General features: G+C 41.5%; 21 protein-coding genes. 12 read left to right on the forward strand and 9 right to left on the reverse strand.

Translation table 11 applies throughout. The features are described from left to right. The first annotated feature begins 81 nt into the window (after positions 1–81). Positions 82–1,020 carry a LysR family transcriptional regulator gene (locus ABWV45_RS13235; RefSeq protein ID WP_353352191.1) on the forward strand — a complete coding sequence of 313 codons (939 nt, stop codon included), beginning with the start codon at positions 82–84 and terminating at the stop codon, positions 1,018–1,020. A 14-nt stretch (positions 1,021–1,034) separates the two neighbouring features. Further along, positions 1,035–1,316: a hypothetical protein gene (locus ABWV45_RS13240; protein WP_353352192.1), complete on the forward strand. Its 282-nt coding sequence runs from the start codon at positions 1,035–1,037 to the stop codon at positions 1,314–1,316. Positions 1,317–1,366: 50 nt separating this feature from the next. On the opposite strand, the gene ABWV45_RS13245 is transcribed toward ABWV45_RS13240, so the two are convergent. The 5 genes from ABWV45_RS13245 to ABWV45_RS13265 all read right to left on the reverse strand — a co-directional run bounded on the left by ABWV45_RS13245 (position 1,367) and on the right by ABWV45_RS13265 (position 10,605). Beyond that, complete coding sequence (locus ABWV45_RS13245; protein ID WP_353352193.1) at positions 1,367–2,416, reverse strand: HD domain-containing phosphohydrolase; 1,050 nt, start codon at positions 2,414–2,416, stop codon at positions 1,367–1,369. A 13-nt stretch (positions 2,417–2,429) separates the two neighbouring features. After that, positions 2,430–6,761 (reverse strand): response regulator, encoded by a 4,332-nt coding sequence (locus ABWV45_RS13250; RefSeq protein WP_353352194.1) that lies wholly within the window; start codon positions 6,759–6,761, stop codon positions 2,430–2,432. A gap of 2 nt (positions 6,762–6,763) precedes the next feature. Continuing rightward, the gene (gene torT, locus ABWV45_RS13255; RefSeq protein WP_353352195.1) at positions 6,764–7,840 is read right to left on the reverse strand and encodes a TMAO reductase system periplasmic protein TorT; all 1,077 of its coding nucleotides are present in this window, start codon (positions 7,838–7,840) and stop codon (positions 6,764–6,766) included. 8 nt (positions 7,841–7,848) lie between these two features. After that, entirely contained in the window at positions 7,849–9,399 is a 1,551-nt protein-coding gene (locus tag ABWV45_RS13260; protein ID WP_353352196.1) for a response regulator, read from the reverse strand. A 333-nt stretch (positions 9,400–9,732) separates the two neighbouring features. Beyond that, positions 9,733–10,605, reverse strand: a complete 873-nt coding sequence (locus tag ABWV45_RS13265) for a Dyp-type peroxidase (RefSeq protein ID WP_353352197.1) — start codon at positions 10,603–10,605, stop codon at positions 9,733–9,735. Between the two features lie 208 nt (positions 10,606–10,813). Here ABWV45_RS13265 and ABWV45_RS13270 point away from each other — a divergent pair, with 208 nt between their 5' ends. The 6 genes from ABWV45_RS13270 to ABWV45_RS13295 all read left to right on the forward strand — a co-directional run bounded on the left by ABWV45_RS13270 (position 10,814) and on the right by ABWV45_RS13295 (position 19,319). After that, a complete protein-coding gene (locus tag ABWV45_RS13270) occupies positions 10,814–12,253 on the forward strand; it encodes a sigma-54 interaction domain-containing protein (protein WP_353352198.1) in 1,440 nt (479 codons plus the stop codon). A gap of 134 nt (positions 12,254–12,387) precedes the next feature. Beyond that, positions 12,388–13,785 (forward strand): cytochrome c oxidase accessory protein CcoG, encoded by a 1,398-nt coding sequence (ccoG, locus tag ABWV45_RS13275; protein WP_353352199.1) that lies wholly within the window; start codon positions 12,388–12,390, stop codon positions 13,783–13,785. Positions 13,786–14,360: 575 nt separating this feature from the next. Next, positions 14,361–17,150 carry a bifunctional aconitate hydratase 2/2-methylisocitrate dehydratase gene (locus ABWV45_RS13280; protein WP_353352200.1) on the forward strand — a complete coding sequence of 930 codons (2,790 nt, stop codon included), beginning with the start codon at positions 14,361–14,363 and terminating at the stop codon, positions 17,148–17,150. A 304-nt stretch (positions 17,151–17,454) separates the two neighbouring features. Continuing rightward, entirely contained in the window at positions 17,455–17,706 is a 252-nt protein-coding gene (locus ABWV45_RS13285; protein WP_353352201.1) for a type II toxin-antitoxin system Phd/YefM family antitoxin, read from the forward strand. Further along, entirely contained in the window at positions 17,703–17,957 is a 255-nt protein-coding gene (locus tag ABWV45_RS13290; protein ID WP_353352202.1) for a Txe/YoeB family addiction module toxin, read from the forward strand. Before ABWV45_RS13285 ends, ABWV45_RS13290 begins: the two co-directional genes overlap by 4 nt. A 282-nt stretch (positions 17,958–18,239) precedes the next feature. Beyond that, positions 18,240–19,319, forward strand: coding sequence for a MalM family protein (locus ABWV45_RS13295; protein ID WP_353352203.1), 1,080 nt, complete (start codon positions 18,240–18,242; stop codon positions 19,317–19,319). A gap of 114 nt (positions 19,320–19,433) precedes the next feature. On the opposite strand, the gene ABWV45_RS13300 is transcribed toward ABWV45_RS13295, so the two are convergent. Continuing rightward, positions 19,434–20,018, reverse strand: a complete 585-nt coding sequence (locus ABWV45_RS13300; RefSeq protein ID WP_353352204.1) for a hypothetical protein — start codon at positions 20,016–20,018, stop codon at positions 19,434–19,436. A gap of 278 nt (positions 20,019–20,296) precedes the next feature. Here ABWV45_RS13300 and ABWV45_RS13305 point away from each other — a divergent pair, with 278 nt between their 5' ends. Further along, positions 20,297–20,464, forward strand: a complete 168-nt coding sequence (locus tag ABWV45_RS13305; protein WP_353352205.1) for a hypothetical protein — start codon at positions 20,297–20,299, stop codon at positions 20,462–20,464. 201 nt (positions 20,465–20,665) lie between these two features. On the opposite strand, the gene ABWV45_RS13310 is transcribed toward ABWV45_RS13305, so the two are convergent. Next, entirely contained in the window at positions 20,666–21,358 is a 693-nt protein-coding gene (locus tag ABWV45_RS13310) for a hypothetical protein (protein WP_353352206.1), read from the reverse strand. 713 nt (positions 21,359–22,071) lie between these two features. On the opposite strand from ABWV45_RS13310, the gene ABWV45_RS13315 reads away from it, so the two are divergent. Beyond that, complete coding sequence (locus ABWV45_RS13315) at positions 22,072–24,105, forward strand: CHASE3 domain-containing protein (protein WP_353352207.1); 2,034 nt, start codon at positions 22,072–22,074, stop codon at positions 24,103–24,105. Between the two features lie 244 nt (positions 24,106–24,349). On the opposite strand, the gene ABWV45_RS13320 is transcribed toward ABWV45_RS13315, so the two are convergent. Together ABWV45_RS13320 and ABWV45_RS13325 are read right to left on the reverse strand one after the other, a co-directional pair. Next, positions 24,350–24,859: a P-loop nucleotide/nucleoside kinase family protein gene (locus ABWV45_RS13320; protein WP_353352208.1), complete on the reverse strand. Its 510-nt coding sequence runs from the start codon at positions 24,857–24,859 to the stop codon at positions 24,350–24,352. A gap of 74 nt (positions 24,860–24,933) precedes the next feature. Beyond that, on the reverse strand, positions 24,934–25,722 hold the full coding sequence (locus ABWV45_RS13325; protein ID WP_353352209.1) for an SDR family NAD(P)-dependent oxidoreductase: 789 nt from the start codon (positions 25,720–25,722) through the stop codon (positions 24,934–24,936). Between the two features lie 78 nt (positions 25,723–25,800). On the opposite strand from ABWV45_RS13325, the gene ABWV45_RS13330 reads away from it, so the two are divergent. Together ABWV45_RS13330 and ABWV45_RS13335 are read left to right on the forward strand one after the other, a co-directional pair. Next, on the forward strand, positions 25,801–26,304 hold the full coding sequence (locus ABWV45_RS13330; protein ID WP_353352210.1) for an NUDIX domain-containing protein: 504 nt from the start codon (positions 25,801–25,803) through the stop codon (positions 26,302–26,304). Between the two features lie 77 nt (positions 26,305–26,381). Beyond that, positions 26,382–26,894 carry an MOSC domain-containing protein gene (locus tag ABWV45_RS13335; protein WP_353352211.1) on the forward strand — a complete coding sequence of 171 codons (513 nt, stop codon included), beginning with the start codon at positions 26,382–26,384 and terminating at the stop codon, positions 26,892–26,894. Positions 26,895–26,938: the final 44 nt, after the last annotated feature.

Genomic DNA, 26,938 nt, shown 5'->3' on the forward strand with positions numbered 1-26,938 from the left:
TGATTCTAGTTAAACGGGGGCTAAAATAGCCATTTGCTACTTATTTGTGAAATTGATAGTTTGAATGGTACTATTCACACCATGAATATCAATAACTTCGATTTAAACCTGCTTCGCGCCTTTGATGCTCTCATGCTTGAACGTAATGTGAGCAAAGCAGCAGACCGCATGTCTCTTTCGCAACCTGCCATGAGTAATACACTAAATCGATTGCGCAAACTACTGGATGATCCAGTATTAGTGCGCACCAGTAAAGGTATGCAGCCGACGCCCAAGGCCACTAAGCTTGAGCACCCTATCCGTTCTGCATTAACAGCCATCGAACACAGTTTAGCGCCCATACCGGATTTTGATCCTTTAACTGATGCACGCACGTTCCACATTGCCACTACCGACTATGTTCAACTGTTATTGTTACAGCCTTTAATTGAACATGTGAATGCGGTGGCTCCTAACATCAAAATCGAAATACACGAGCTATCGCCCGATATTCCCGTTTCGCAATTAGAAGATGGCACCTATGATTTCGCCATTGGCCGATTTAATAGCCTACCCAGCCAATTACGAGGTAACCTTTGGCATACCGATGAGTTAGTGTGCGTCGTCAGCGCGCTTAGTAAGGATTACGGGGATACCATCGAGTTAGATCAGTTTTTATCATGCCGTCAGGTTTGGGTGTCCGGTGGTCAGCATTCTGGGATGGTAGATCAATGGCTAGCTCAGAATGATTTAGCCCGTAATGTGAGCCTTTCTTCCCCGAATTTTCTGATGGCCCCTATCTTAATATCACAAAGTGATTATCTATTAGTGACCCCTAAAAGCATTGCTCACATGTATGCTACCAAGTTACCCTTGAAGATATTGTCGCTACCCATGAAATTAGACACCTTCAACTTGCACATAATTTGGCATCCTTATCATGCCTCTACCCAAGCCCACGCTTGGTTAAAGCAGCAAATTGAAGATTTAGATATTGGCCACAACCGAGAACGTACTTTTGCGGTCGCCGATACCCTTTAATAAAAGAGAGCATCATGAAAGACGTGCTAAGAAAAGCCTTCGCCCCTATATTAGACGTATTCGAATCAGGGGATGACCCTGTGGTTTATAAAGCGTCCCACCGTACAATATTAATTGTCATGTCGTTTTTGTTTTCAGTGTTAGCAAGCAGCGTCTGCCTGTTATCTTGGGGCGCAGAAGATAAGGGATTTTTAATTCCTGTGGTGGTGTTTGGTCTAGTAGGGTTTGTTGGCTTTGTGGTGGGCACGTTAGGCACCGATCGTGCCGTGGCAAAAATTTGGGGCAATAAATCGTAATACCGCAGTTTAATCTAAGTAAACACGCAGCATAGGTCGGAGTCGATTTTTTATATCGACTCTACCTTAGCATCTGGTTCGCCAAATTTTTCTTTGATCTCTAAAATTTTTGGCAAACACCTTAAGAATATTTCGACTATGTGCGGATCAAAATGCTGGCCTGATGATTCTTTGATTAATGATAGTGCTTTTTCAACTGGCCAGGCTTCTTTATATGGACGTTTTGTGGTGAGCGCGTCAAACACATCGGCCACAGCAATGATTCTTCCTGATAGCGGAATATCCCCTTCTTTTAATCCATTTGGGTAACCTGAACCGTCCCATTTTTCATGGTGGGTTAAGGCTATCTCTCTTGCGGTTTGCAACAACTTGTCATCATGGTCACCGATAATATCCGCACCAATTTCAGGGTGGCTTTTCATTGTTTGCCATTCTTCATTATCCAAACCACCGGGTTTACATAATATGGCTTCAGGTATACCTATTTTCCCTACATCGTGCATGGGAGCAGCATGAAAGATTAGGTCAACCCATTCATCATCAAAGTCCATTTGTGAAGCGATGATTCTTGAGTAGTGACTCATGCGTATCACATGTAACCCTGTTTCATTATCTTTAAATTCAGCCGCGCGCCCTAAGCGCTCAATGATTTCTAAACGGGTGTGATGCAATTCTTCAGTGCGTTGGCGAACTTTATCTTCTAGTGCAAGATTTTGATTATACAGAGCCAAATGAGTTTTCACTCGCGCTAGCACAATAGCTGGGGTAATCGGTTTTGTAATGTAGTCAACGGCACCTAATTTTAAGCCTAATTCTTCATCTTTTTCTTCACTTTTCGCGGTTATAAAAATAACAGGGATATGACTAGTAAATGGATTGGCTTTTAATGCTTCGCAGACTTGGTAGCCGTCCATGTCTGGCATCATAATATCCAGTAAAATAAGATCTGGTTTAGGCTCTTGTGATGCGATTGATAAAGCTTTCATGCCATTTAAGGCCGCTTTTACTTTGTACTCTTTACGCAACACGCCGCTTAAAATATCAATATTTTCTGGCGTATCGTCTACCACGAGTAAATTGATTTTTTTTGCATTATCCATATTTTATCCTCAATTAGTTTGACTCAAACTGCTCGATCAGTTTGTTTAATTGATCCAATGCCTCATCAAAGTCATAACCTGATATAGCTTTTGATAATGCCCTAAAGGTTGCGGTGAAGGCCGCTATTTCTGGCAATGATTCTAAATCGTAAATTAAATCCGCCGCTTCTGTGTCATAGTCTTCAAGTAAAGTTTTTAATTTTTCAAGAGCCACATTTACATCAATTGCAGGACGGTGGATTTGCTCTGCGTTTTTCTCATTGATTAATGCGACAACCTTATTCAAGCTAAAAATTAATTTATCCAATTGTTTTATGGTAATTATGATAAGCTCATCAGTTGTGCCATTCAGTGTATTGTTCACACAAGCGTGTTCGAGTTTTTCAGCACTCTTCATTAATTCTAAAGCACCTAAATTACCCGCCACTCCTTTTAAAGTATGAGCCAAGCGTGTTGAGAGTTCGTTATCTTTAACTTCAATAGCCGAAGTAAACTCTTGATAAAAGTTTGATTGCCCTTCTATAAAGCGATGTATTAATTTATTGTATAACGCCTGATCGCCTTGCGTGGTTTGCAACCCCCTTTCAACATCAATTCCATCTATTACGATACTGGATAAATCAACCCCATTAATATCATCAACAGATGAAATGGGAATTTCAATCCCCTCAGCAATTGGATTTTCTGGTGTAATCCAAGTGGACATAGTTTGAAACATTTTATTAAAATTGATGGGTTTAGATATATAATCGTTCATCCCTGCTGATACGGCTTTTTCTTTATCCCCCACCATAGCATTGGCTGTCATGGCAATAATTGGTATGTTTTCAAGCCTTTTGATTTTTCTAATTTCTGCTGTAGCTGTGTAGCCATCCATAATGGGCATTTGGCAGTCCATCAACACACCATCAAAAGTTTCAACATCTAAAATTTCCAATGCTTCTTGCCCATGGTCCGCTACTACCACTGACATGCCGTATTTTTCAAGTACTTCTGTGGCTAAGTCTTGATTCATTTCGTTATCTTCAACTAATAAAATTTTAGCGCCACGTAGCATCGCAATGTACGAATCGACCATATCCATATCCAGAGAAGCCCGCGTATTTGTCACCTGCTCACCCATGGCCATCATGATGCTGTCCAATAAAGTTGAGGGGGTCACTGGCTTGGTTAAAAAACCAGTTACGTCTAAACCTTTTGCTGCATGACTCGCTTCTTCGCGACCATAAGCAGTTACCATTATGACCATTGGTACATTGGTGAGGGATGGACTGTTTTGAATTTCTCTTACAGTATCGACACCATCCATACCGGGCATTTGCCAATCCACCAAAACCAATTGATAAGGTGAGGTGTCATTAGCGGCTTCTAACAAGGCAATAGCAGACTCTCCAGAACCCGCTTGATCTACGCGAAAACCAAAAGATGCCAACATGCCCGAAAGTATCTCACGTGCGGTGGTATTATCATCTGTAATCAGAACTTTTAAGTCATTTAACTTTTCTGATACAGGTTTCACCCTTGGTGTCTGATCTTTTTGTATTTCCAATATCACGCTAAACGAAAATTCACTGCCGTGATCTTTTTCGCTGGTAACCGTAATATCCCCGCCCATTAGTTCGGATAAATTTTTACAAATCACCAAACCCAACCCCGTTCCACCGTATTTTCGGGTGGTAGAGGTATCCGCTTGACTGAACGATTTAAACAACTTTTTTTGCTGATCTTGAGTCATACCGATTCCGTTATCTTTAACGGAAAAATTAAGTTTAGTGGTATTACCTGATATCACGTTACTCCGTAATTTCACTACCACTTCCCCACCCGCTTGAGTAAACTTAACGGCATTATTACCTAAGTTCACTAATATTTGCCCTAACCTAAGCGCATCACCAATAAATGCTGCTGGGGTTTCAGGTTTTAAATCCAAATGCAGTTCAACGCCTTTCTCTTCAGCTTTCAAACCGACTAAATTAGTAAAGTTATCAAATACATCGTTCATGAAAAACGGCACTTTCTCAAGTGTCATCTTACCTGCTTCAATTTTTGAGAAATCCAAAATATCATTAATAATTCCCAACAATGAATCCGCACTGCGATGTACTTTTTCGATGTAACTTTGTTGCTTTCTATTAAGATCAGTTTGAAGTGCCAAATGGCTCATACCAATAATAGCATTCATAGGTGTGCGAATTTCATGGGACATATTGGCTAAAAAATCAGACTTTGCCTGCGTAGCTTGTTCTGCGGTTTCCTTGGCTTTTAGTAATGCTTGCTCAGCTTCTTTACGAATACTAATGTCCTCAAAAACAACAGCTACGCCACCTTCTGCGTTTACACCTAAAGGGGCGGCACTGGTACTGATCCAAACAAGATCACCTTGTGGGCGGTAAACCCCCATTACCACATTTTTAACCACTTTATTTGTTCTCAATGCAATACTTGCAGGATATTGTTCAATTGGTAGAATTTTCCCATCATCACCTATTATGCGCCATTCTTTTGAAGCGAGTTCTCTGGCCTTATGTTCATCTGCCGAAATCCCTAAAATTTCCTCACTAATGGCATTTGATTCTAAAATTGCACCTGTTGGTGATATTAATGTCACTCCAACAGGCAGGGCTTTAAAAAGTGCTTTTAATTGCTCTTTATGACGATAAGATTCAGTTAAATCTTGGATAACAGCTACATAAAATAAACCATCATTTCTTTTTAATGTGGACACCGCCAGTTCAATAGGAAACTCAGAGCCATCTGCTCGTAGTGCTTCAAATTCCACTCGACTACCCACGATCCTTGAACGACTAAAGTCAGTATCTATCGATCTGTTCAGTGCATCGTTTTGATGATTAACATGATATCGCTCAGGCATAATGCGATTAATATTGCCGCCAATCATGTCGTCTTTTTCAATACCAAAAATACTTGTAAAGGCCTGATTCACCTGAATAACTGAGCCTTTAGAATCCACCATGATCACAGCATCGACCACCGAATTTAGTATACTACTGGTTTGAGTTTGTAAATCTTTAATCCTATTTAGAGTTTGCTCACGTTCAGATAAGTCATACCAACTGGAAAGCAGTACATCTTTACCGCTTAAATTAATCTTGGATAGATGAACACTAAAAGGAACTATTTCACCCTTTATATTTATATGCTTCCAGTCAAACTCAATATCTCTTTTTTTCTCCATCTTTTTTAATATTTCTGCCGTCATCTCATCAGATCGTTTACCTTCAAATTGGAACTCTGGAGATATTTCGGCAATCGTTAACTTTAAAAACTCTTCTTTAGTTGAATACCCTAATGCTTTAGCCGTAGCTAAATTACAATCTAAAAATCTTCCCTCATCTATGATAATCATGGGTAGTGGAGAGTTATAAAATAAGACTTCAAATCGCTCTATTCCGGCTTTTAACTCTTTTGTAGACAACCTTACCTTTTCATTTATTTTTCTATTTTGACTCATTATTGCTGATACAATGAATGATATTAAGACTGAGATAACAATTCCCATTATGAAGAAAACATTTGCTAATTTTCGATTCACGCCACCATTATATTCATGAGAAAAATGCCAGCTTAGAGTTAAATCAACGCTACCACTTATGGTTCTATCAATGGTACTATACTCAGGAAAATCTTGACCTGATGCCAAAATTATTACTGGCTCTAATTCCCCTTCTGTTTCAATAAACCGCCCTGATAATTCTAAAGATACACCTTCAGGCAGGTGCATTGATTTAAGGCTTGTAAGAATATCCGAAAAGTTAAGATGGCCAACAATGGCTATATCAAACTGAGGCGCATGAACCATCAACACCGCATAGCTGATAATATCTTTTGTATCATTCATAAATGGTTGCGACACCACCACCTGACCAAAACGTTTTTTTGCATTAGTAATAGCTTTGTTAATTTTGCTATCTTCAACTCTTTGATTAAGTTGAATGTTACCAGAAGGATTAGACAGACCAATAACCGTATTAAAATTACTTTTTTCTGGATTGATTTTAGCGATCATCATTTCATCTAAAAAAAAGGCAAAAGATCTGGATTCAATAGAATCATAGGCGTGAAAAAATTCAGACTCGTTAACATTATTGGAGTTTTCATATAACACGCCCATACCAGATAACGCAGAGTAACTTTCAGAAACCCAATCTAAAGTGATACTTGAAAGCCAGGTGGCTCGATGACGAGCTTCATCTTGCCAACGAGCCTCCACTTGCTCCATTAGCGTATTTCGCAAGATAAGTGAAACAAAAAATCCAAATGAAAATAAGGCGATTGGAACTAGCCACTTATACTGAAATAATTTTGAATTTAATATAAGACCCATAATTATTTAACCCAATCCCTTAAACTAAAAACGGGTCTAAATCCTTTAGGAGGAATTGAAGTATTAGAATCAAACTCAGAAAATGAATCCTTATCTACCATTATGGCTCTTGCACCTGCATGTTTTATTTTAAGTTTTCCCTCTAAACTTCTTACCAGCATATCCACTGCTATTTTTGCTTGTGTAGCTTGCTGATCTGATCCCCCAGCAACTATATAACCTCTTGAAATGTTACGATGCACAGTAGGATCATAATAATACGACAATACTTCTATAGGTTTTTCTAGACTCATTTTTTTAATAATACCAACCGCTGCGTCACTGCTCACACTGGTACCGACTATGTAATCAATATTCTTATAGTATGATAAAGCCTGCAAAATCAACTCGCTTTGTTTCTCTTTTCCGGTATCCCCCCAAAGAGTCTCCACTACAGTTAGCGAACTGTTCATAATAGATTGTTTAAATCCATCATCCGCAGATCGAGACCAGCTTGGACCTTTTGGCCCTGGCAACCACAAAACATTTTTTTTTAGTCCTGCTACGCGCCTTTTTAAATAATTCCCCGTCAAATATGCGTTATCAAAATATTTAACTGCAGCCCTTGCTGTAATTTGCTTTGATGTCACACCATTAATTAAATCAATCACAGGGATACCCTTTTGGGTATATAGTTCGATCAAATCATTTAATCCACTAGCATCCGTTGCACTGAGTATTAAGCCATCAGCCCCAGATGCCATGCATTGCTTTACTTGCTCCCGTTGTATTTCAATATGATCGTATCCACCTGCTTCATTAATTCGCATACGTACCCCTAAACGCTTTGCCTCTTCAATTAATGCGAAATTTACAACCATCCAGTAAGCATCCTTTAAATGCGGAATGGAAACGCAAATCTTCCAAGGTTCTTTTGCTTTATTTAATGGCGTATACATTTGTATCGAGCGTTTATTAGACGTATTGAAGGGTGGATTCCAAACATCCACTTCTAGTGGAAACCAAGGTTTCGATAAAGCCAATTCCGCTACTAAAAGAAGCACTAATAAAAGACTATATTTATGAATGTGATTTACCATATATGACCTCATGAGTTGGGCCCTACAGGCTCACCAATAACCACGTCTATTTCAGTGCATTCACTTGATGATTTAAGCCTAATCTTTCCATTGTGTGCATGAGCCAAGAGCTTCGCCATATAAGTGCCTAAACCATTGCCTTCGCTTTTTCCAAAAGTTGAATACTTTTCAAAAAAATTTGATCGAATTTCTTTAGGGACTTCGGTTGGATTTTTTATAGTCCATGTATGGCTAGCAGGGTCATACCCTACATGTACAACATGACCTATATCACTAGCTTCGATGGCATTACGAATTAAATTCGATAATAGATTCTGTCCAAATAATGGGTCGATATTGATAATTTCACTTGCTAAAAAATCCACATCCCATCGGACTTTTACTTTATGGCTTTCGGCTAATAAATCCATGGGCTTTCTAAATTTTTCAATAAACGCATCCAATTTAATATCAATACGATTGATTGTTTGTTTACCGCGCTCAAGCCTCGCAATTGTTAGAGTTTGATCTACCTGATCTAATGCTTGATATGTACTTTCTCGAACACTTGATATCAGTTCTTTTGTATCTTTACTGATATTCGCTGTACTTTGATTTTCTGTAGCCAATAAAATCGCTTGCAGTGGATTACGCAAATCATGCTGCATCATTCGATCAGCGTCTTCTTTTTGTTTCACTGTTTTTTGCAATAACACATTTTGCTTACGCAAACGATCTGCTCTTAATTTTAGCTGTAAATGGGTCTTCACTCGTGCATTTAAAATAACCGGATGGACTGGTTTGGTAACATAATCGACAGCCCCCATCATCAACCCTTTTGCAATGTCATTCGGCTGATCTTTTGCTGTTAAGAATAATACAGGTATGTCTTTGAGTTTATCTTGATTTTTAATCCATTCACAAAATTGATAGCCATCTTCGTCTGGCATCATGATATCTAGAAGAATCAAATCGATTGAAAATTTTTCAAGTATTTTTCTGGCCACCGTGGCACTATTCGCAGGCTTAACCTGACACTTGCCTTTTAATGCGCCAACAATGATATCTAAATTATCTGAATTATCATCCACCACCATAATCGTGGCTTTTTCGAAGTGAACTTGCTCGTCTGCTAATCCTAAAACCTCACTATTCAATGGGGTATCTAACAATGCTTTAATTTCTTGCGCTGAAGCAAACTTGCCTTGCAATAAAAGCTCTAAGCGTTCCATTAATAATTGCATGGTAAATGGCTTCACTAAAAAGTCATTCACTTTATGTTGTATGGCTTCAGTAACCATTTCACGGTCGGTTTCCGCGGTTATCAACATAACCGGTAGATTGTAGTGTTCTTTATCGGCTCGGATGATTTTTAGCATCTCTATGCCGTTTTTCTTTGGCATATTCCAGTCAGACAAAATAGCATCGTATTTAATATCAGCTATTAGTTTAAGTGCCTCATCGCCATTCGAGGCTTCATCTACTTGCTGAGCACCTGATAAAAGCAGCTCTTTTTTGATGGTTTTACGGATAGAAACAAAGTCGTCTACCAACAGTATTTTGCGGCCTTTAAGATTCATAAATGCACTAAGCAACCCTATCAATCATGAGTAAAATCCACCTACCTTCCTTCAATTAGACTAGATCATAATTGAGCGTTATGCCTCATGAACGCACCAACTAATCAAGCCAAGCCATTCGCTTTTACACCCATTGTTGCTGATTTTTTAAAACCTTGAATTATCTAAAGCATTACTTTTATCCTTTTTAGCGATATATGGTGTTCTATCTCGCTTTGCCTCAAAAATGCAGGTATTAAAAAAGCGATGAACATTTAAGTGCATCGCTTTACTTTTTATACGAATAATCAGAGTCTTTAACGCCTAACTTCACACCATTGTTGAGTAGGCTAATTATCTCAATTTGATTTTCCCATCACTCATGGGTGGACACCAAAAAAACGCACCCGTTAATGGGCGGGTAAACGTAAACAAACTATCTACAATGCCGTCTTCTTTACCCACCATTTTTGCCATCATGCGGTTAAACGATTCAGTTGTCGCACCAAAGCCTAAAAACATGAGCCCTGCTTTTTCGCCATCCCCATACGCCATGGAACGACGCAGTAAAAAGGTTTCTGGAGCAAAGCCTTCTTGCTCGGTGCGCTTTACGTGAGCCGACTCTGGCGCATCACCTAGCTCTTTGTTATCACTTAAACGCCGCCCAAACGTATGATCTTGCTCTTGTTGAGGTTTCGACTTAAAAAACGCCAAATCGTGCTGCCATTGCTGAATGGCCAAATACGACCCGCCAGCGGGAGATTGTGAAAACGCCACGTCGAAAGCTTCCTCCCCTTGTGGGTTTTCAGTGCCGTCTTCATATCCGGTTAAGTCTCGGCCTTCTTTGTAGGTAAAGGCTTCTACATTGCTTTCTAATTCAAAGCACGCACTTAATTTGCTTAGCAGTGTCTGCGCTAAATGAAGCATGTCCCCTTGATCGTCTGCGCGCAGCCAAATCATCAATGCAGCAGGGGTTGAAGGCACTTGCACATCGCGGGTTTCGTAAGTTGGAAACTCTAACGACTCAAGCCCCTCTGCCTCAAGCTTAGCTAAACAGGCTTCGCCCAAACCCAGCACTGCGGACTGACCATCTATATCACTTGCTACATCATCCAAGCAGCGGCTTAGTGCGTCTGCCTTGGCGTAATGCTTGAGTTGAAAATACAAAAAACGCCCATGTTTTGGTACTGCTTCAAATATCCCACTTTGTACGATACCCAAATCCATCGTTAACCCTTAATCATCATTAAAATCGTAAAACCTAATATACCTACGACAATAATGTAAATTTAGCTCAATGCAACCAATAAACCCGACCTAAGAGCCCCTTCACCCTGCACATTAACCCAGATTCGAGAATGATAAAGCCCAGAATTGGCACTCACTAAATATCGCGCATTTCAGTATAATTACTATTTTTTGAGAAATTCGTGCCATGTCGCAACAATCTATCAGTACCCGCTCACTCATCGAGCGCTACCAATTTATACTAGAAGCCATGTCCGAAGGGGTTTATGGCCTAGATGCCAACGGCCTCGCCACCTTTGTTAACCCTGCTGCTGAGCGGCTCACTGGCTGGGAAGGTACAGATTTAATCGGCAAAAGCATTCATAGTTTTCACCACCATAGCCATAGCGATGGCCGTCACTACCCACAAATGGACTGCCCTATATATCAGTGCCTGCAAGATGGTATTACCCGCAGTAAAGAAAACGAGGTGTTTTGGCGCAAAGATGGCTCTAGTTTTTCAGTAGAGTACAGCGCCACTCCAATTATTTTAGAGGGCAGCATTCAAGGTGCGGTAGTGGTGTTTAAAAACATCAGTGAACGTAAACGTATGGAAGATAACCTTAAGCAGGCGCTCACTGAAAATCGGTTTTTAAAAGAAAAACTGCAAGCTGAAAACCATTATTTACAAGAAGAAATAGACGCTGGCTTTGTCGGTGAGATCATCGGCCAAAGCCCACCTATATCTCACCTTAAAGAACAAATTGCTCTGGCCGCCCCTACCCAAGCCAATATTTTAATCACAGGTGAAAGTGGCACAGGCAAGGAGTTAGTCGCCCGCGCCATTCACCAGCAAAGTGCATTTTCCCAGCAAGCAATGGTCAAACTTAATTGTGGTGCCATTCCAGAGGGGTTAGTAGATAGTGAACTTTTCGGCCATGAAAAAGGCGCATTTACTGGGGCCATACAACGACGTATAGGCCGCTTTGAATTAGCCAATAACGGCACGCTTTTCTTAGATGAGGTCAGCGAATTACCCTTGGATGCACAAGTAAAACTGCTGCGAGTATTACAAGAAGGTGAATTTGAACGGGTTGGCGGCACACAAACCATCAAGGTAAATGTACGTATTATTGCCGCCAGCAATAAAGATTTAAAACAAGCGGTCGATCAAAACACGTTCCGCATGGATTTATTTTATCGGCTTAATGTTTTTGCGATTCACGTACCCGCACTCAGAGAACGCAAATCAGACATCCCTTTATTGGTTCATGACTTTGCTCGGCGCGCCTGCAAAAATATGAATAAACCATATAAAGGTTTGCATACTCCTTCACTAAAATGGATGAGTCACCACAACTGGCCCGGCAATATCCGTGAATTACAAAACTGGGTTGAGCACAATGCCATTTTGCATCAATCCGGTTTATTTCAGTTGGTGCCAATGCACCATGGCACCACACAACAAACAGTGGTTAATCCATCTAATAAACCGGTCACTTTGGAGCAAGCGGAACGGGAGCATATACAACAAGCTCTGGCTTATTGTAATGGCAAGGTATCAGGCAAAGCCGGTGCCGCAGAATTGTTGGATTTACCCGCCAGCACCTTACGCTCACGTATGAAAAAATTACGCATATCTAACTAGTCGCGAAATATCGCCACCACATATCGTTGAATTTAATCATTTAACCACTCAAAGCCCCATGAACAGGGGCTTTTTACGTTGGAATACCCCTTGCTCTTAGAGAGTTAATTTTAAACCTTTAATCAGAGCGCAGTATGTCATCTCTCATTCCTACTACTCAGGTCGATGAACAAGACCGCCCCATTGTCGATGCGACCCGCCATAACGCCGCAGTTCGACTAGCAACAGGCAAGTTTCAAATCATTCGGCGACTCACCAGTGCCCCATTGATTTTACTGTTTTTACTGGCCCCATGGCTCACCATCAATGGGGCACCTATTTTATGGATGGACCTTGATCATCACGTCTTACACTTGTTTGGGATTGTGTTTTGGCCAGACGATTTACTCATATTGACATGGGTCGCCATGGCCAGCGCATTTGGCTTATTTGCCGCAGCCAATATTGCAGGGCGAGTTTGGTGTGGCTTTAGCTGCCCGCAAACCGTTTGGAGCATGATGTTCACGTGGGTGGAAGAAAAAACACAAGGCTCTCGTAACAAACGCCTAAAAGAAATGGGCAAACCGCTTCTAAACCGCAACTGGTTGCCACTTATTTTAAAACACAGCATTTGGCTGCTGCTTGCTTTTGTCACTGGGTTTACGTTTGTGGCCTACTTTAAAACAGGCTTTGGACTTTGGCAGCAAATTATCACTGCTAATGTTCAATCAGAGGTGATCTTTTGGCTGGGCTTTTTTTCAATACTCACCTACATCAATGCAGGCTGGCTAAGAGAACAGGTGTGTCTACACATGTGCCCTTATGCACGCTTTCAATCTGTCATGGTGGACAAGCAAACATTAAAAGTTAACTACAACAACACAAGAGGCGAACCCAGAAAACACAACAACACACATCCACTTTCAAACAAACAAGGAGACTGCATAGATTGCCAACTATGTGTGCAGGTGTGTCCCGTAGGCATAGATATTCGGCAAGGTTTGCAATATGCCTGCATTGACTGCGGTGCTTGTATTGATGCATGTGATGGCATTATGACAAGTATCAACAAACCCATTGAGTTAATTGATTTTAGTGATGGCAACACTGTGACGGCAAAACGCCCATTCAATTTACGCAACTGGCTTCCCAAGCAAAGACCCAGACTTTGGGGTTACTTGGCTGCATGTTTGGTGGCGATGGTTTTATTTACGGCACAGGTCATATTAAAAGACGGATTTGAATTTCATTTATCTCGTGATCGTGGGCCGTTATATTTTTATCATCAATTAAATATCAGTAACGCCTTTACGCTTAACATTCAAAATAGAACCACTGAGAAAAGCAGCTTCACTTTAGAGTCAACCCACCCTCATCTAGTTGTCGCCAATACAGATGCGCTAGCTGTATTGTCAGGACAAAAAAACAGTGTATCCATCCGTGTAGATTGCGATACAGACTGCCCAATTAAAGGGAAATCACCATTCCAGATCAACGTATTGCATCAAGGAAAAATCGAAGCCAAATTGGAGGGAACATTCTTCGCGCCTTAATTCAACTTCATATTTTAGGTATCCATTCGTATCTAATTATCGGCTCTGTTTCCGCCCATTTTGGGCGGCACAACACGCTCAAACCCAAGCAAACAATAGAGGTTCTCATTGCCAGCAAGCTAGGTACAACGGGACTATGGGTTAAAATTCCAGCACAGCTATGTGGCCACAAAGGGAAAAAGCACTAACTCGGTGCTATATTCCAGTGGCCCGATCAAAAAACACACTGTATAAGTTTGATGAATACCGGATATAAGTGGGATTATCTTCATTTATGGCTAATTCAGACTAGGCTTACCTTAATTTATAGGCCCATCTGACCTATAATTCGTACGCAAAATTTTAGGTTGTCCGCATTGCTTTTGGCGGGCACCTCCTGATGGCAAATGTCACAGGGAATTTAAAAGGATGGCCGGTATTAACCTGCCGTGTCTCGGCATTACATCACAGACCCTTTTGAATGAATGAACAACCCGCCAATGGGTTAAACCAACCCATTGGAAACTGCGCACCACGAGGCGCAGATGAAGTGGTTTTTAGATCGTCAAAACTATAACTTTGAGTGAGAGATTAGTATGAGCTTGTATACAGATTACCTAGAAGAAATTGAGGTTCGTAAAAAGGACCTAGGTCTGAACCCAAAACCAATCGATACTGCAGAACTAATATCTGAGATCATTGCCCAAATTAAAGATACAGGCAATGAGTACCGTAAAGACTCTCTAAACTTCTTCATCTACAACACTCTACCAGGTACAACACCAGCGGCTGTTGTTAAAGCCAAGTTCCTAAAAGAAATCGTTTTAGGACAAGAGAAAGTAGAAGAGATCTCTGCCGAGTTTGCACTTGAGCAACTGTCGCACATGAAAGGCGGCCCTTCTGTTGAAGCACTACTAGACATCGCCCTTTCTGACGACGCTAACGCAAAAGCGGCTGGCGAAGTACTTAAATCACAAGTATTCCTATACGAAGCCGATACGACTCGTATCGCCGACGCCTTTAAAGCGGGCAACGCCATCGCTAAAGAACTACTAGAAAGCTACTCAAAAGCAGAGTTCTTCACCAAGCTTCCTGACATCGCTGAGAAAATCGACGTTGTTACTTACATCGCAGCTGAAGGCGACATCTCGACTGACCTTCTTTCTCCGGGTAACCAATCTCACTCACGTGCTGACCGTGAACTTCACGGCCAATGCATGATTACCCCAGAAGCTCAGCAAGAAATCGTAGCGCTAGGTAAAAAACACCCGAACGCTAAAGTGATGCTAATCGCTGAAAAAGGCACCATGGGTGTAGGTTCTTCTCGTATGTCTGGTGTGAACAACGTAGCACTTTGGGCAGGCGAAAAGACATCTCCTTATATTCCATTCATCAACAATGCACCTGTAGTTGCTGGTACTAACGGTATTGCACCTATCTTCCTTACTACCGTTGGTGTAACAGGTGGTATTGGTCTTGACCTTAAAAACTGGGTTAAGAAAGTAGACGCAAACGGTAACCCTGTTAAAGATGCAAACGGCGACAACGTACTAGAAGAAGCTTACTCAGTTGCAACCGGTACAGTTTTAACCATCGACACTAAAGCTAAGAAGCTTTACAACGGCGACAAAGAACTAGTTGACGTTTCTGACGCGTTCACTCCACAAAAAGTTGAATTCATGAAAGCCGGCGGTTCTTACGCGGTGACTTTCGGTAAAAAACTACAAACATTTGCTGCTGAAACGTTAGGTGTATCTGCTCCTGTTGTTTACGCGGCTTCTAAAGAAATTTCTAACGAAGGCCAAGGCCTAACGGCTGTTGAAAAAATCTTCAACCGTAACGCTGTAGGTGTTGCTTCTTCTACACCTCTTCATACAGGTTCTGACGTTCGCGTTAAAGTGAACATCGTAGGTTCTCAAGATACAACTGGCCCTATGACATGTCAGGAACTAGAAGCCATGGCTGCTTCTACTATTTCTCCAAGTGTTGATGGTGCTTTCCAGTCTGGTTGTCACACCGCATCTGTATGGGACAACAAAGCTAAGGCCAACACGCCTAAGCTAATGGCATTCATGAACGCATTCGGCGTAATCACTGCACGTGACCCGAAAGGCGTTTACCATTCAATGACGGACGTAATCCACAAAGTATTGAACGACATCACTGTTGATGATCGCGCAATCATCATCGGTGGTGACTCTCATACTCGTATGTCTAAGGGTGTCGCCTTCGGTGCTGACTCTGGTACGGTTGCCATCGCACTGGCCACTGGTGAATGTGCCATGCCTATTCCTGAGTCTGTAAAAGTAACCTTTAAAGGTGCGATGAAGCCTCACATGGACTTCCGTGACATCGTACACGCCACTCAAGCGCAAATGCTTAAGCAATTTGGCGGCGAAAACGTGTTCCAAGGTCGTGTAATCGAAGTTCAAATTGGTACGCTTCTAGCTGACCAAGCGTTCACCTTCACGGACTGGACGGCAGAAATGAAGGCGAAAGCGTCTATCTGTATCTCTACTGATGAGACCCTAATCCAATCTCTAGAGCTGGCTAAGTCTCGCATCCAGATCATGATCAACAAAGGCATGGAAAACGAAGCAGGCATGCTACAAGGCCTTATCGACCTAGCTGACAAGCGTATCGCTGGAATCAAGTCTGGTGAAGAGCCAGCCCTTGCTCCGGATGACAACGCGAAATACTACGCAGAAGTCGTTGTTGACCTAGATGTGATCGACGAGCCAATGATCGCTGACCCAGACGTAAACAACGAAGACGTATCTAAGCGTTACACCCACGATGTAATCCGTACAGCCTCTTACTACGATGGTCGTAAAGTTGACCTAGGTTTTGTTGGTTCTTGTATGGTGCACAAAGGCGACATGCAAATCATCGCTGCCATGCTGCGTAACCTAGAGAAAAAAGGCCCTATCGTATTTAACGCACCTTTAGTTGTTGCGCCACCAACGTACAACATCGTTGACGAGCTAAAAGCAGAAGGCGATTGGGACGTACTATCTAAATACGCTGGTTTCACTTTTGATGACTCAAACCCTAAAGAAGCAGCCCGTACTAAGTACGAAAACATTCTTTATCTAGAGCGCCCTGGGTGTAACCTATGTATGGGTAACCAAGAAAAAGCCGAAGCCGGTGATACCGTTCTTGCTACTTCTACCCGTCTATTCCAAGGCCGTGTAGTAGAAGACAGCGCAGAGAAGAAAGGTGAATCACTACTAGGTTCAACGCCTATGGTTGTGCTTTCTACTATCCTAGGTCGTTTCCCGACTTTGGCTGAGTACAAAGAAGCAGTTGAAGGTATTAACCTAACTTCATTCGCGCCACCGTCTGAAGATCTAGCGCGTCCTGCGATTCCTTTGAAAGCGGTTTAATACAGGACGTATTTATGCCGCGTAGGACATGGATGTCCGAGAGCGGCGCAAGATTTTGAAGTCAGACGCTAAAAAGAAGCGCTCGCCCTGAGACGTTAGTCGAAGGGTGAAGCAACAAAAAGCCCAAGCAATGAAAATTGTTTGGGCTTTTTCTTTATGTAGAGAATCTTTAAATTATCTAAATTAATGGGCAACCTTGTGGCAAAGTCACGCTCAAGGTTGTCCAGCCTCAGGCGACATTGACGACCTAGTTATGCGCTGATACAATCTGTACATATTTTCGTACATGTACAGGAAGATAAACATGGAAAGCATAAGCTATACCTCAGCTCGAAGCAACCTTGCCAAAACCATGGAAAAGGTATGTGACGACCACGCCCCTATTGCCATTACCCGCAAGGGTGAAGGAGCTGTAGTGATGATTTCCATGGACGACTACCAAGCTCTGGAAGAAACAGCATATTTGTTGAGAAGCCCTAAAAATACACGACGCCTGATAGAATCTATTGCAGAACTTGAAGATGGAAAAGGGCAGGCACAGGAATTGATTGAGTGAAATTAATTTTTGCAGAGAAGGCATGGGAAGATTACCTATACTGGCAAAAAACTGATAAGCAGATACTTAAACGTATTAATACGCTTATTAACGATATTCAGAGAGAGCCATTCGACGGTATTGGTAAACCCGAGCCTTTGAAACATGCCCTTTCTGGTTATTGGTCTCGACGAATAAACGACGAACATAGAATTGTTTATAAATTTCACGAAGACTCCATTCTCATAGCACAGCTACGGTATCACTACTGAGCCAAACACATAACGTTCTATGTATGGGTAACCAAGAGAAAGCAGAAGACAGTGCAGAGAAGAAAGCTGAATCACTACTCTAGAAGAGTACAAAGAAGCGGGGGACGGTATTAACCTAACGTCTTTCGCGCCACCGGCTGAAGACCTAGCGCGTCCAGCGATTCGTTTAAAGGCGCTTAGCGCTTGACGGAAAACGTTAGACGCTAAAACGATAACACATTTACTACAATCAAAACCTAACTATTTCATTTACAATACAGCCTTTAATTTGAGAAGAATAATATGAAAGGACTTATTTTTTTATTTCTAGTTTCCCCTCTTACACTATTTGCCGAACCTTTAAAAGTAGAACTCAATATCGATTTTTCACAATATGAGTTTTTGAAACTAGAAAAAGGCATTCAAAGAAACATTGAATCACCACCTCAAGAAATTAATTTACCGATAGCCAAGATCAATGGTTATTTTTTTGAATTACCAACATACCAGACAGAGCACCATATTGAACTCACCTCTCTCATGCAAGAAGATCAATTCTTTTATCCTTTAATATTAATTCTAGACAAGGATAAAAACTTAAATCGAGCCATTTCTGATCCATTAAGAATAAAAAATATGGGTGGCTATAAAAAAGGCATGCGCCAACAGATTCTTATTTATCCCTTCGATCAATATTTAGTAATTACAACACCACCTCAGATTGTCGGTCAGAACATTCCTATGCTAAGTACATCACAAACTATGATCCCTATAGGAAACACGGGCCAATTCAGCACATACAGCAGCAATTTTGTTAGTACTGTCAATTTATCAAATGATGCCAATTTATATTTGCAAACCCCAACTGAAGGAAATATATACCCCATTCATAGGCTAAGCGGTTGGTATTGGGATCTCGGAATTTCTTTTGGCGGTGATAAAGTTGCAGACAATACTACCACAGACCCAAATGGTGGCACCGGCGATCCTTACAATGCAGGCCGGGGAGCCATCTTTGGTCTAGGATATCACCATGTAATCAGCCCTAAGTTTAACTTAGTTTCTAGAAGCTATGCAGGACTAAGGTATCAAGGTGGTGACGGTACAAATAAAGGTGTCATACTTCAGCAAGCACTTCTATATTCCAATAGTGACTGGGGCTTTGGTGTTGGAATATATATTGATACGGCCAATAGTGTTAAGCATCCTGATGGCAACCTAACTAAATTTGAAACCGCTGCAGGGCCTGCATTAATAGCAGAATATCGTGCAACCGAAAAGCTATGGTTTGGCTTGAGATTTGTTGATATTGATTATAAATCTACAGATGGCACTCAATTTAACGGCAGTCAAGGTGCTTTAAATATTGGATTGGCCTTTTAATAGTTAGACTTCAATAGCGTAAAAGATAAAGCCCAAACGATGAGAGTTGTTTGGGCTTTTTGGTTATTATCATACAAAAGATGAGAAATCTTTATTTGCTTAAAGTGGTGTTTCCTAAGCCTTACATAGAGAGTGATTAATACCCTTCTTAGAGCAAACCATCCTCACCATATCACGTTGTTCAGACCTAAAGGAATCACACCTTTCTAGATCAACATTAAAGTCCCTTTCAACAGTTTGGTCATACGCAGAGTGAAAATTCGCATAGGCATTTTCATACATCGAAACAACATCTACTCCTACTTCAGAGCTAACAGTCAAAAGACTCACAATTGATGCAAGATGTGACTCGTCTGCTCGCTCATCAATCAACCCCATGATACCAGATGGCTGAACTTTACCACCTGTTGTAACATTCGCTTTTAAAACACTATACACAACCACGCATAGCGCATGCTTATCAGAGTTAAATTTAAGGTTTGCATATAGGCCGTTATCTTTCTCGAGGATATTCTGCGTAGCCTCATCTACATCTGTACACCCCAAATACTCTTGCTTTAAAGATGGGTCAAAATTTGATAGGTCTGGTTTTATTTCATCGGTATTTAATAGTAAATTCCAAGTATTTTTCGCCTTTTCACTCTTCAACAGAAAGTCATCATAGGAATACGACATTGTTAAAGAAACTACTTTTTTCATATTCTCAGCAAAAATTATCCAGAAAAATTATCCAGAAGAAAAATTATCCAGACACCCATGATAAGAAAATATCACTAGCTGACGCAAGCCATCATTTCAAGGCTCGTGGATTCAAATATTGCGATAAGATGATGTTTAAACACTCTTAAAGAGGAAGCGCGTTTTGGGCTGTCCAAATCGAGCAAATCAATCAGCTACCAAACCCGTATCGATAACACAATGCGATTTCTGAACACCGCTACAACCAAAAGGTTTTGTTAATATACGAGGCGAGCGGTGTGAAGCATGAGCAAAGAGGGGGCTGGGGATACTTCCCCAGAAAAGAAAACCGTACTGGCTTTGATTATCCAGAATGCGAAAGCCATGATGCTCAATACCATCCAAATACCGCACTTGCGCTAAGTACCCTAACATATTTCGACAACCAATTATCCAGACACCCATAAGTTCGTATAGGCCGATATTTGATCAGTCATACAAACTTAGTATTCACAATCATCAACGGCTCCATCATATTTAAAATATCGGAGGAGTATTTATTGTGGGTGTTTGAATTATCCTTCTCTCCCTAAAAAAACAACCCCAACCTCTATTAGAGATTGGGGTTGAAGTATCATATTTTAATAAATTAAATTATGAGTAATTTTTTATTTCAACCAGCGAGCTGCGTAATCACGCATTTCATCACCTGGAGCACCACCGTCACCATAAGTGATAGTGAAGTGAGTACCAGACGTCGATTCCTCAGAATAACGAGTAGAGTTTGCACGGCAATTCAAAGAGTTAAACGGTAATGCCGGCGCTAAGGTGTCAGACCGACTAAAGATACAAACCACATCCACATTACTCGCTACTGGGCTGTAAATGCTTGTAGTGTAAACAGTATCAGGCTGAACTGCGATTACACAATCAGCACCAAGGCGATTTGCAGCATTGAAAGAGCCGCCGCCACCTTGAGAGTGACCAGAAGTACATACTTTAGGGTTAGAGCCTAAAATATTGCTGTAACGGCTTTTAGCATCGTTAACCGCATTTTCTACTTCACGGCCCGTACCTGAGTTTGCAGTATTTGCAGCTGCAACAAAGATACATTGTTCAGCGATAGACTCTAGAACGCCACTGTAAGTATACGAAGAACCACCAGTACCATTACCCCAACCTAGGATATTGTAAGTACCTGAACCACCACTAGGTACATAGAAAGTAGACGAAGCCCCAGATATACGAGTTACGCTACAACGATCGCCACCACCGGTAGAAGCGAAAGAAGGCATAGCAAAGGCTGCAGAAAGAGCCGCAACCGCAGCGCCTTTAACTAAAAGGTTGTTAAAACTTAACATAAGAGACTATCTCCAGTATTTGGATAAGTTATTATTTTTTGCATGAGTCGAGCAGTTGCTCAAGTCATGCAAAAAATAATATTCCCCTTGAGAATTAAAAGGTAGGCGTATTTTAGTCAATTAATACAACCTGTCTTAAAGTGTCCTATGTATTTTTATTACATGCATATTTAGTATTAGACGCTTTTCAAATTAATCCCTTGGGAGGAAAAACCGTACTGGCTTTGATTATCCAGAATGCAAAAGCTTTGATACTTAATACCATCCAAAAACCGCACTTGCGCTAAGCAACCTCACTCACCCTAACAACCATCTAAGCCGTAAATATCATCTTTTCGGCTCACAAAGATCCTAATTTTGAGCCGCAAATCTTAATTTAACGGCTCAAGTCCATTATTTAGCCAATTCAAGTAATGAAGGTGCTTCATAGGCTATACAAAAACTGGCTTATCGCTACGCGAAGACGGCGGCTTAGTTGTCCGGCAGGCTATCCCAGAGCAATCAGGATGACTCCATCATCGCCCTGCTGGATTTAATAGTGGATGAGGCCGTCAATACAAGCCTGATAGAAGGTGATAAGCGGGGGTTACCTATACTTAGGTAACAGAGCACCTCAGAAGCCGCACTGGGGTCTGGCGCTGAAACTAAAAAGCCTAAACAGTTCTAAATCTTCTTCTATACTGAGTAAAAGCTTAATCGACTTGGTCTAGTTTATGAACTTACTCAACAAACTCTCTCTCAAACCTAAACTACTACTGGGGTTCGGTTCTATAATTGGTTTAATGGTCATTGTGACCATTATTGTCTACACCTCAATTAAGTCTATGGTGGATTCATCAAAATGGGTCAACCATACCTACGAGGTCATCATTACCGCCAATGCTGTTGGTGCTGCCATGATTGATATGGAAACAGGCCAGAGGGGGTTCATGGTAACGGGTTTAGATGAGTACCTAGAGCCCTTTAATGCAGGTAAACAAAAATTCATTTCACTCATCAAAAAAGGCCGCACATTAACCAGTGATAACCCTAATCAGGATTCAAGGTGGCAAGCAATAGCAGACCTAAAATCTCAATGGCTCAGCCAAGCGGCTGAACCTGAGATAAAAGCCCGCCGAGAAGTGACAGCTGGGGCACAAGCCACTGCGTCTTTCAAACAAATTTCATCAAGAACGGTAGGCAAAGAAATTTTTGATAGTATTCGTGCTGCACTCGCTCAACTTGAAACGAAATTATCAAACAACCCCACCGCTTCACACCTAGTTACACAGGTAACTCTTGCGTTAGTTAACATGGAAACTGGTCAACGTGGCTTTTTACTAACAGGGAAAGAGGAATCCTTAGAGCCATATATCTCGGGTGAAGAAAATTTAACCAAGCATCTAGGTTCTTTATCTCAATTTGTTCAGCAAGGTAGTATCAGTCAGTCTGATTTAGATGTTGTGCAGCAAAGAGTTAATGCGTGGTTAGAAAAAGCTGCGAACCCAGAAATAGAAGCGCGCCGTAAGACCAACCAATTTAAAACTTCAATCGAAGATATTGCGACACTCATGAAAAATGGCCAAGGCAAATCCATAATGGACGCTTTGCGCGGAAAACTGAATGAAATAATAAAAGAAGAAAAAGCACTTATTGAATCACGTAGTGCCGCCCAAGAAGCCAGCTCTGCCATAGCAATTAACTCCAGCATACTTGGCACGGGCTTGGCTATTTTGGCAAGTTTATTCATTGCGTTTTCTATTATACGGGGAATCCTCAAACCTATTAACGCAACCAATGCTATTTTAAACGATATGGCTCAAGGTCAAGGGGATTTAACATTAAGGGTCGACATACATACCCAAGATGAAATTGGTCAAATGGCCCAAAATTTTAACGCTTTCATTGATAAGCAAAGCCAAATGATTAAATTAATTGCGAATGCCACTGATGAATTATCAGAAGAAGCCAAAAACACGGCTCTGGCGACTCAAAAAACTGAAAAAGCCATTCAAACTCAAAATGATGAAACCCATACTGTCGCATCGGCTATTACTCAAATGGCTGCCACTTCTCAAGATGTGGCTCAATCGGCTGAAAGTGCTTCAGACTCAACCAAGGGGGCTAATGCAGAAGCACAACAAGGTAGAAGTACGGTTGATCAGGCTATTCAAGGTATTCGAACCTTATCCGATGAAGTTGAAGAGTCCACCAATACAATTAATAAAGTAAAATCTGATAGTGAGAATATTGGTACTGTACTGGATGTAATAAAAGGGGTTGCTGAGCAAACCAACTTGCTTGCATTAAATGCGGCCATTGAAGCCGCCCGAGCTGGCGAACAAGGACGCGGGTTTGCAGTTGTAGCAGATGAAGTGCGTACACTTGCTCAGCGTACACAAGACTCAGCCACTGAGATAGAAAGCTTAATTGTGGCATTACAATCTGCGACGGATAAAGCCGTTACAACGATGGAAGAAAACCGTACCAGTGTGGGTAGCTCAGTTGATAATATCACCGAAGCTGGCAACTCATTAAGTAATATTGCCGAAATGATCGGCACTATTTCAGATATGAATATAAAAATAGCCGCCGCATCTGAGGAACAAACAGCCGTTGCTAATGAGATTAGCCAGAATATTGTCAATATTCAGGATACTTCTAACCAGTCAACCCAGAATATATCTGAGATTTCAGTGTCTAGCCAAAAACTTGAAAGCCTCAGTTATGAGTTAAAAAAACTCGTTAGTCAGTTTAAGGTCTCTTAGATTAAGCCCGAATAAAACGGCCGGTGTAAAATAAATAACGCTATTATTCAAACTAAATAGCAATTAAGTATTTGTGTTAATTATTTCACACCGCAGCCCCATTGAGCTATTTTCCTTCCTATCTTGTTAATCTACGCTATTTAATATCAAGGCTTGAACTGCATAAAGACACTTTGACTCACAGGCAAGATATAACCAATTACGTGATATATGTAGTATGCGTGATGGGGATATTTAAAGTGTTTTACGTTTCAATAATTTTAACTTCATTTAGTTCATTACCCACCGGCGGCTCAAAGAATTGTTCGGTATGCTCAAACATTGCTGGTGTCACTTCTAAAGAATATGTTTCACCTTGTTCTTTATTACGTTGGAAAACTCGTTTATGACGTACCTCCATTGAAGACGTAACATAATGCAATTTAAATTCAACATTTGAATCTTTAGCTTTTTGCCTAATTAAATCTCTCTGTTCTTTATTTGCGGCAGCACCATCCAGAACAATGTTAATATTATTTTCAAGAAGCTGCTGGCAAACCAACCAGATTTGGCCACGGCAACGTAGATATTTTTCTGCGGCCCATGCTCCAACTACCTGCATAGGCTGTTGTAGCAAACCTTCTGGCGCGTCAGGAACAAATAGCTTTGCAAGCCACTCATCCTCTGAAAAGCATATCGCATTTTGTTCTTTGGCAAGCTGCTTTGCATAGGTGGTTTTCCCTGCGCCCATTGGCCCACATACTAGATGAATCATTTTCTCTCCGTTGTGTGAATGATTTTTTCAACATTGAATTGTAAGCCTCTAATCAAATGACTAAAGCCAATCGCTTACACGCTACCCAAACCACCGCCATCAATCACAATATTTTGGCCGTTAATGTAATTGGCCTTTGGGCTGGCGATAAACGTGACGAGATTGGCCACGTCTTCCATGGTGGCGATGCGCTCACAGGGGTTGGGGAATTCCTGTTGCACAAACTGGCGCTGTATTTCAGCCCAATCGTCCCCCCAGTTGTGTTTTTTGGCTTTTGCGCGCAACCACGCTTCTAATTCTGGTGTATGAATTAACCCCGGTGAGATGGTATTCACGGTAATGCCTGTGCCTGTTAAGGCTTTACTGAGGCTAACCGTCATATTCACTTGCGCCCCTTTAGCGGCGTAATATTGCGGCATGATGTCATTGGGTTGTTTATTGCCCATGGTGCCCAGCTGAATAATGCGCCCCCAGCCTTTGCTTTTCATTTCGGGCAGAAACCCTTCAATTAAGCGCACACCACTGAGCACATTATGCTCGTAAGATTCTAACCATTGGGCGGAAGATAATGCCCCCCACTTGCCTTTTGCAGCGGTGCCATAGTTATTAATTAATATATCGGGGGCACCCATTAAATGCTGGCATTGCTCAATCACTTGTTGAGTGCCTTGCTCGTCACTTAAGTCCCCCCATACTGCGCCAAATGCTTGTAGTGATTCCCCTGCCTCTTGGGCGGTTTCCTGTGTGGGGCCATGCACCACCACTTGCGCCCCTTGTTCGATTAATGTTTGGGCCATGACTCGCCCTGTACCACGGTTGCTACCACTGACAAACACTGTTTTACCGCTTAGTTGTAAATCCATTAGCCATCAACTCGTTATGATTTGTTTTATTTTGAGGTACTATGGCGCAGCTTTTTAGATAAATAAAGGATTCTGATTATGAAGTTTTGTCCACAATGTGCTGAAGCGTTAATCGATGCGTTAATTGAAGATAAAATTCGTAAAGCTTGCCCTGATACTGCTTGTGGTTTTATTCATTTCAATAACCCTACCCCTGTGGTTGCCATGCTGGTTGAAACCGATGACGGCGTGATCATGGCTCATAATGTAAGCTGGCCTAAACGCTTTTATTCGATTATTACGGGCTTTCTAGAAGAAAATGAAGATCCAAAGGAATGTGCAGAACGTGAAACCATGGAAGAGCTAGGTTTGACCGCCATTGATACACAGTTTATTGGTTTATATGCTTTTCCACAGCAAAACCAGATCATCATGGCTTACTATATTAAAGCGGTAGGTACGGTTAAATTAAACCACGAATTAGATGACTATAAGTTTGTGGCACGTGAGAATCTTCGCGGTTGGAACATGGGGACAGGCCTTGCTATTACTGATTGGCTAAAATCAGTCGGCATTGAATCAGAACCTATGCATTTTGGTTAACCCTTAACATAAACAGGTGGGTGGAATCCGTAAACACAGTATTGATCTTTCAAAATAATTCTTAAAGAACTCAAGCAATGAACAGTCAAAGCCAATTATTTTCTCGTTACATTAAAAGTTTACCTGCTGGTGAACTTACTTGGGTTGGAGTACGTCCTGCTCGTAAAGAGCCGATGCAATCACTGCAACGTTGTCAGGCAATAGAAGGAAAAGGTCTGCAAGGGGATCATCGAATGGGGAAAACACCGGGGTCTGGCCGACAAGTCACTATCATTAGCGAAGAGTTTATTGCTCAGATCTCCCATTATTTAGGCGGCAAAATAGTGCCTCCTGAATTACTTAGGCGCAACATAGTGGTTAAGAATATTAATTTGAATGCACTGCGTTATCAAAATTTTCAAATTGGTGAGGCCATATTTCAAGCTGGTGCATTATGCCACCCTTGTACACGTATGGAGCAGGCATTAGGCAAAGGTGCTATCGCCGCAATGATGGGATACGGCGGCCTGTGCTGTAAAGTGATCAGAGGTGGTGACTTTACAGTCGGTGATCGTGTTGAGTTAATTTCGCCGCAGCAAGCGTTATTTTAATGGTCGCACTTGCGCATAACGTGTAGGTACAAGCGCGAAGAATA

This window comes from Oceaniserpentilla sp. 4NH20-0058, assembly GCF_040371755.1.
Lineage (GTDB): Bacteria > Pseudomonadota > Gammaproteobacteria > Pseudomonadales > Oceanobacteraceae > Bermanella.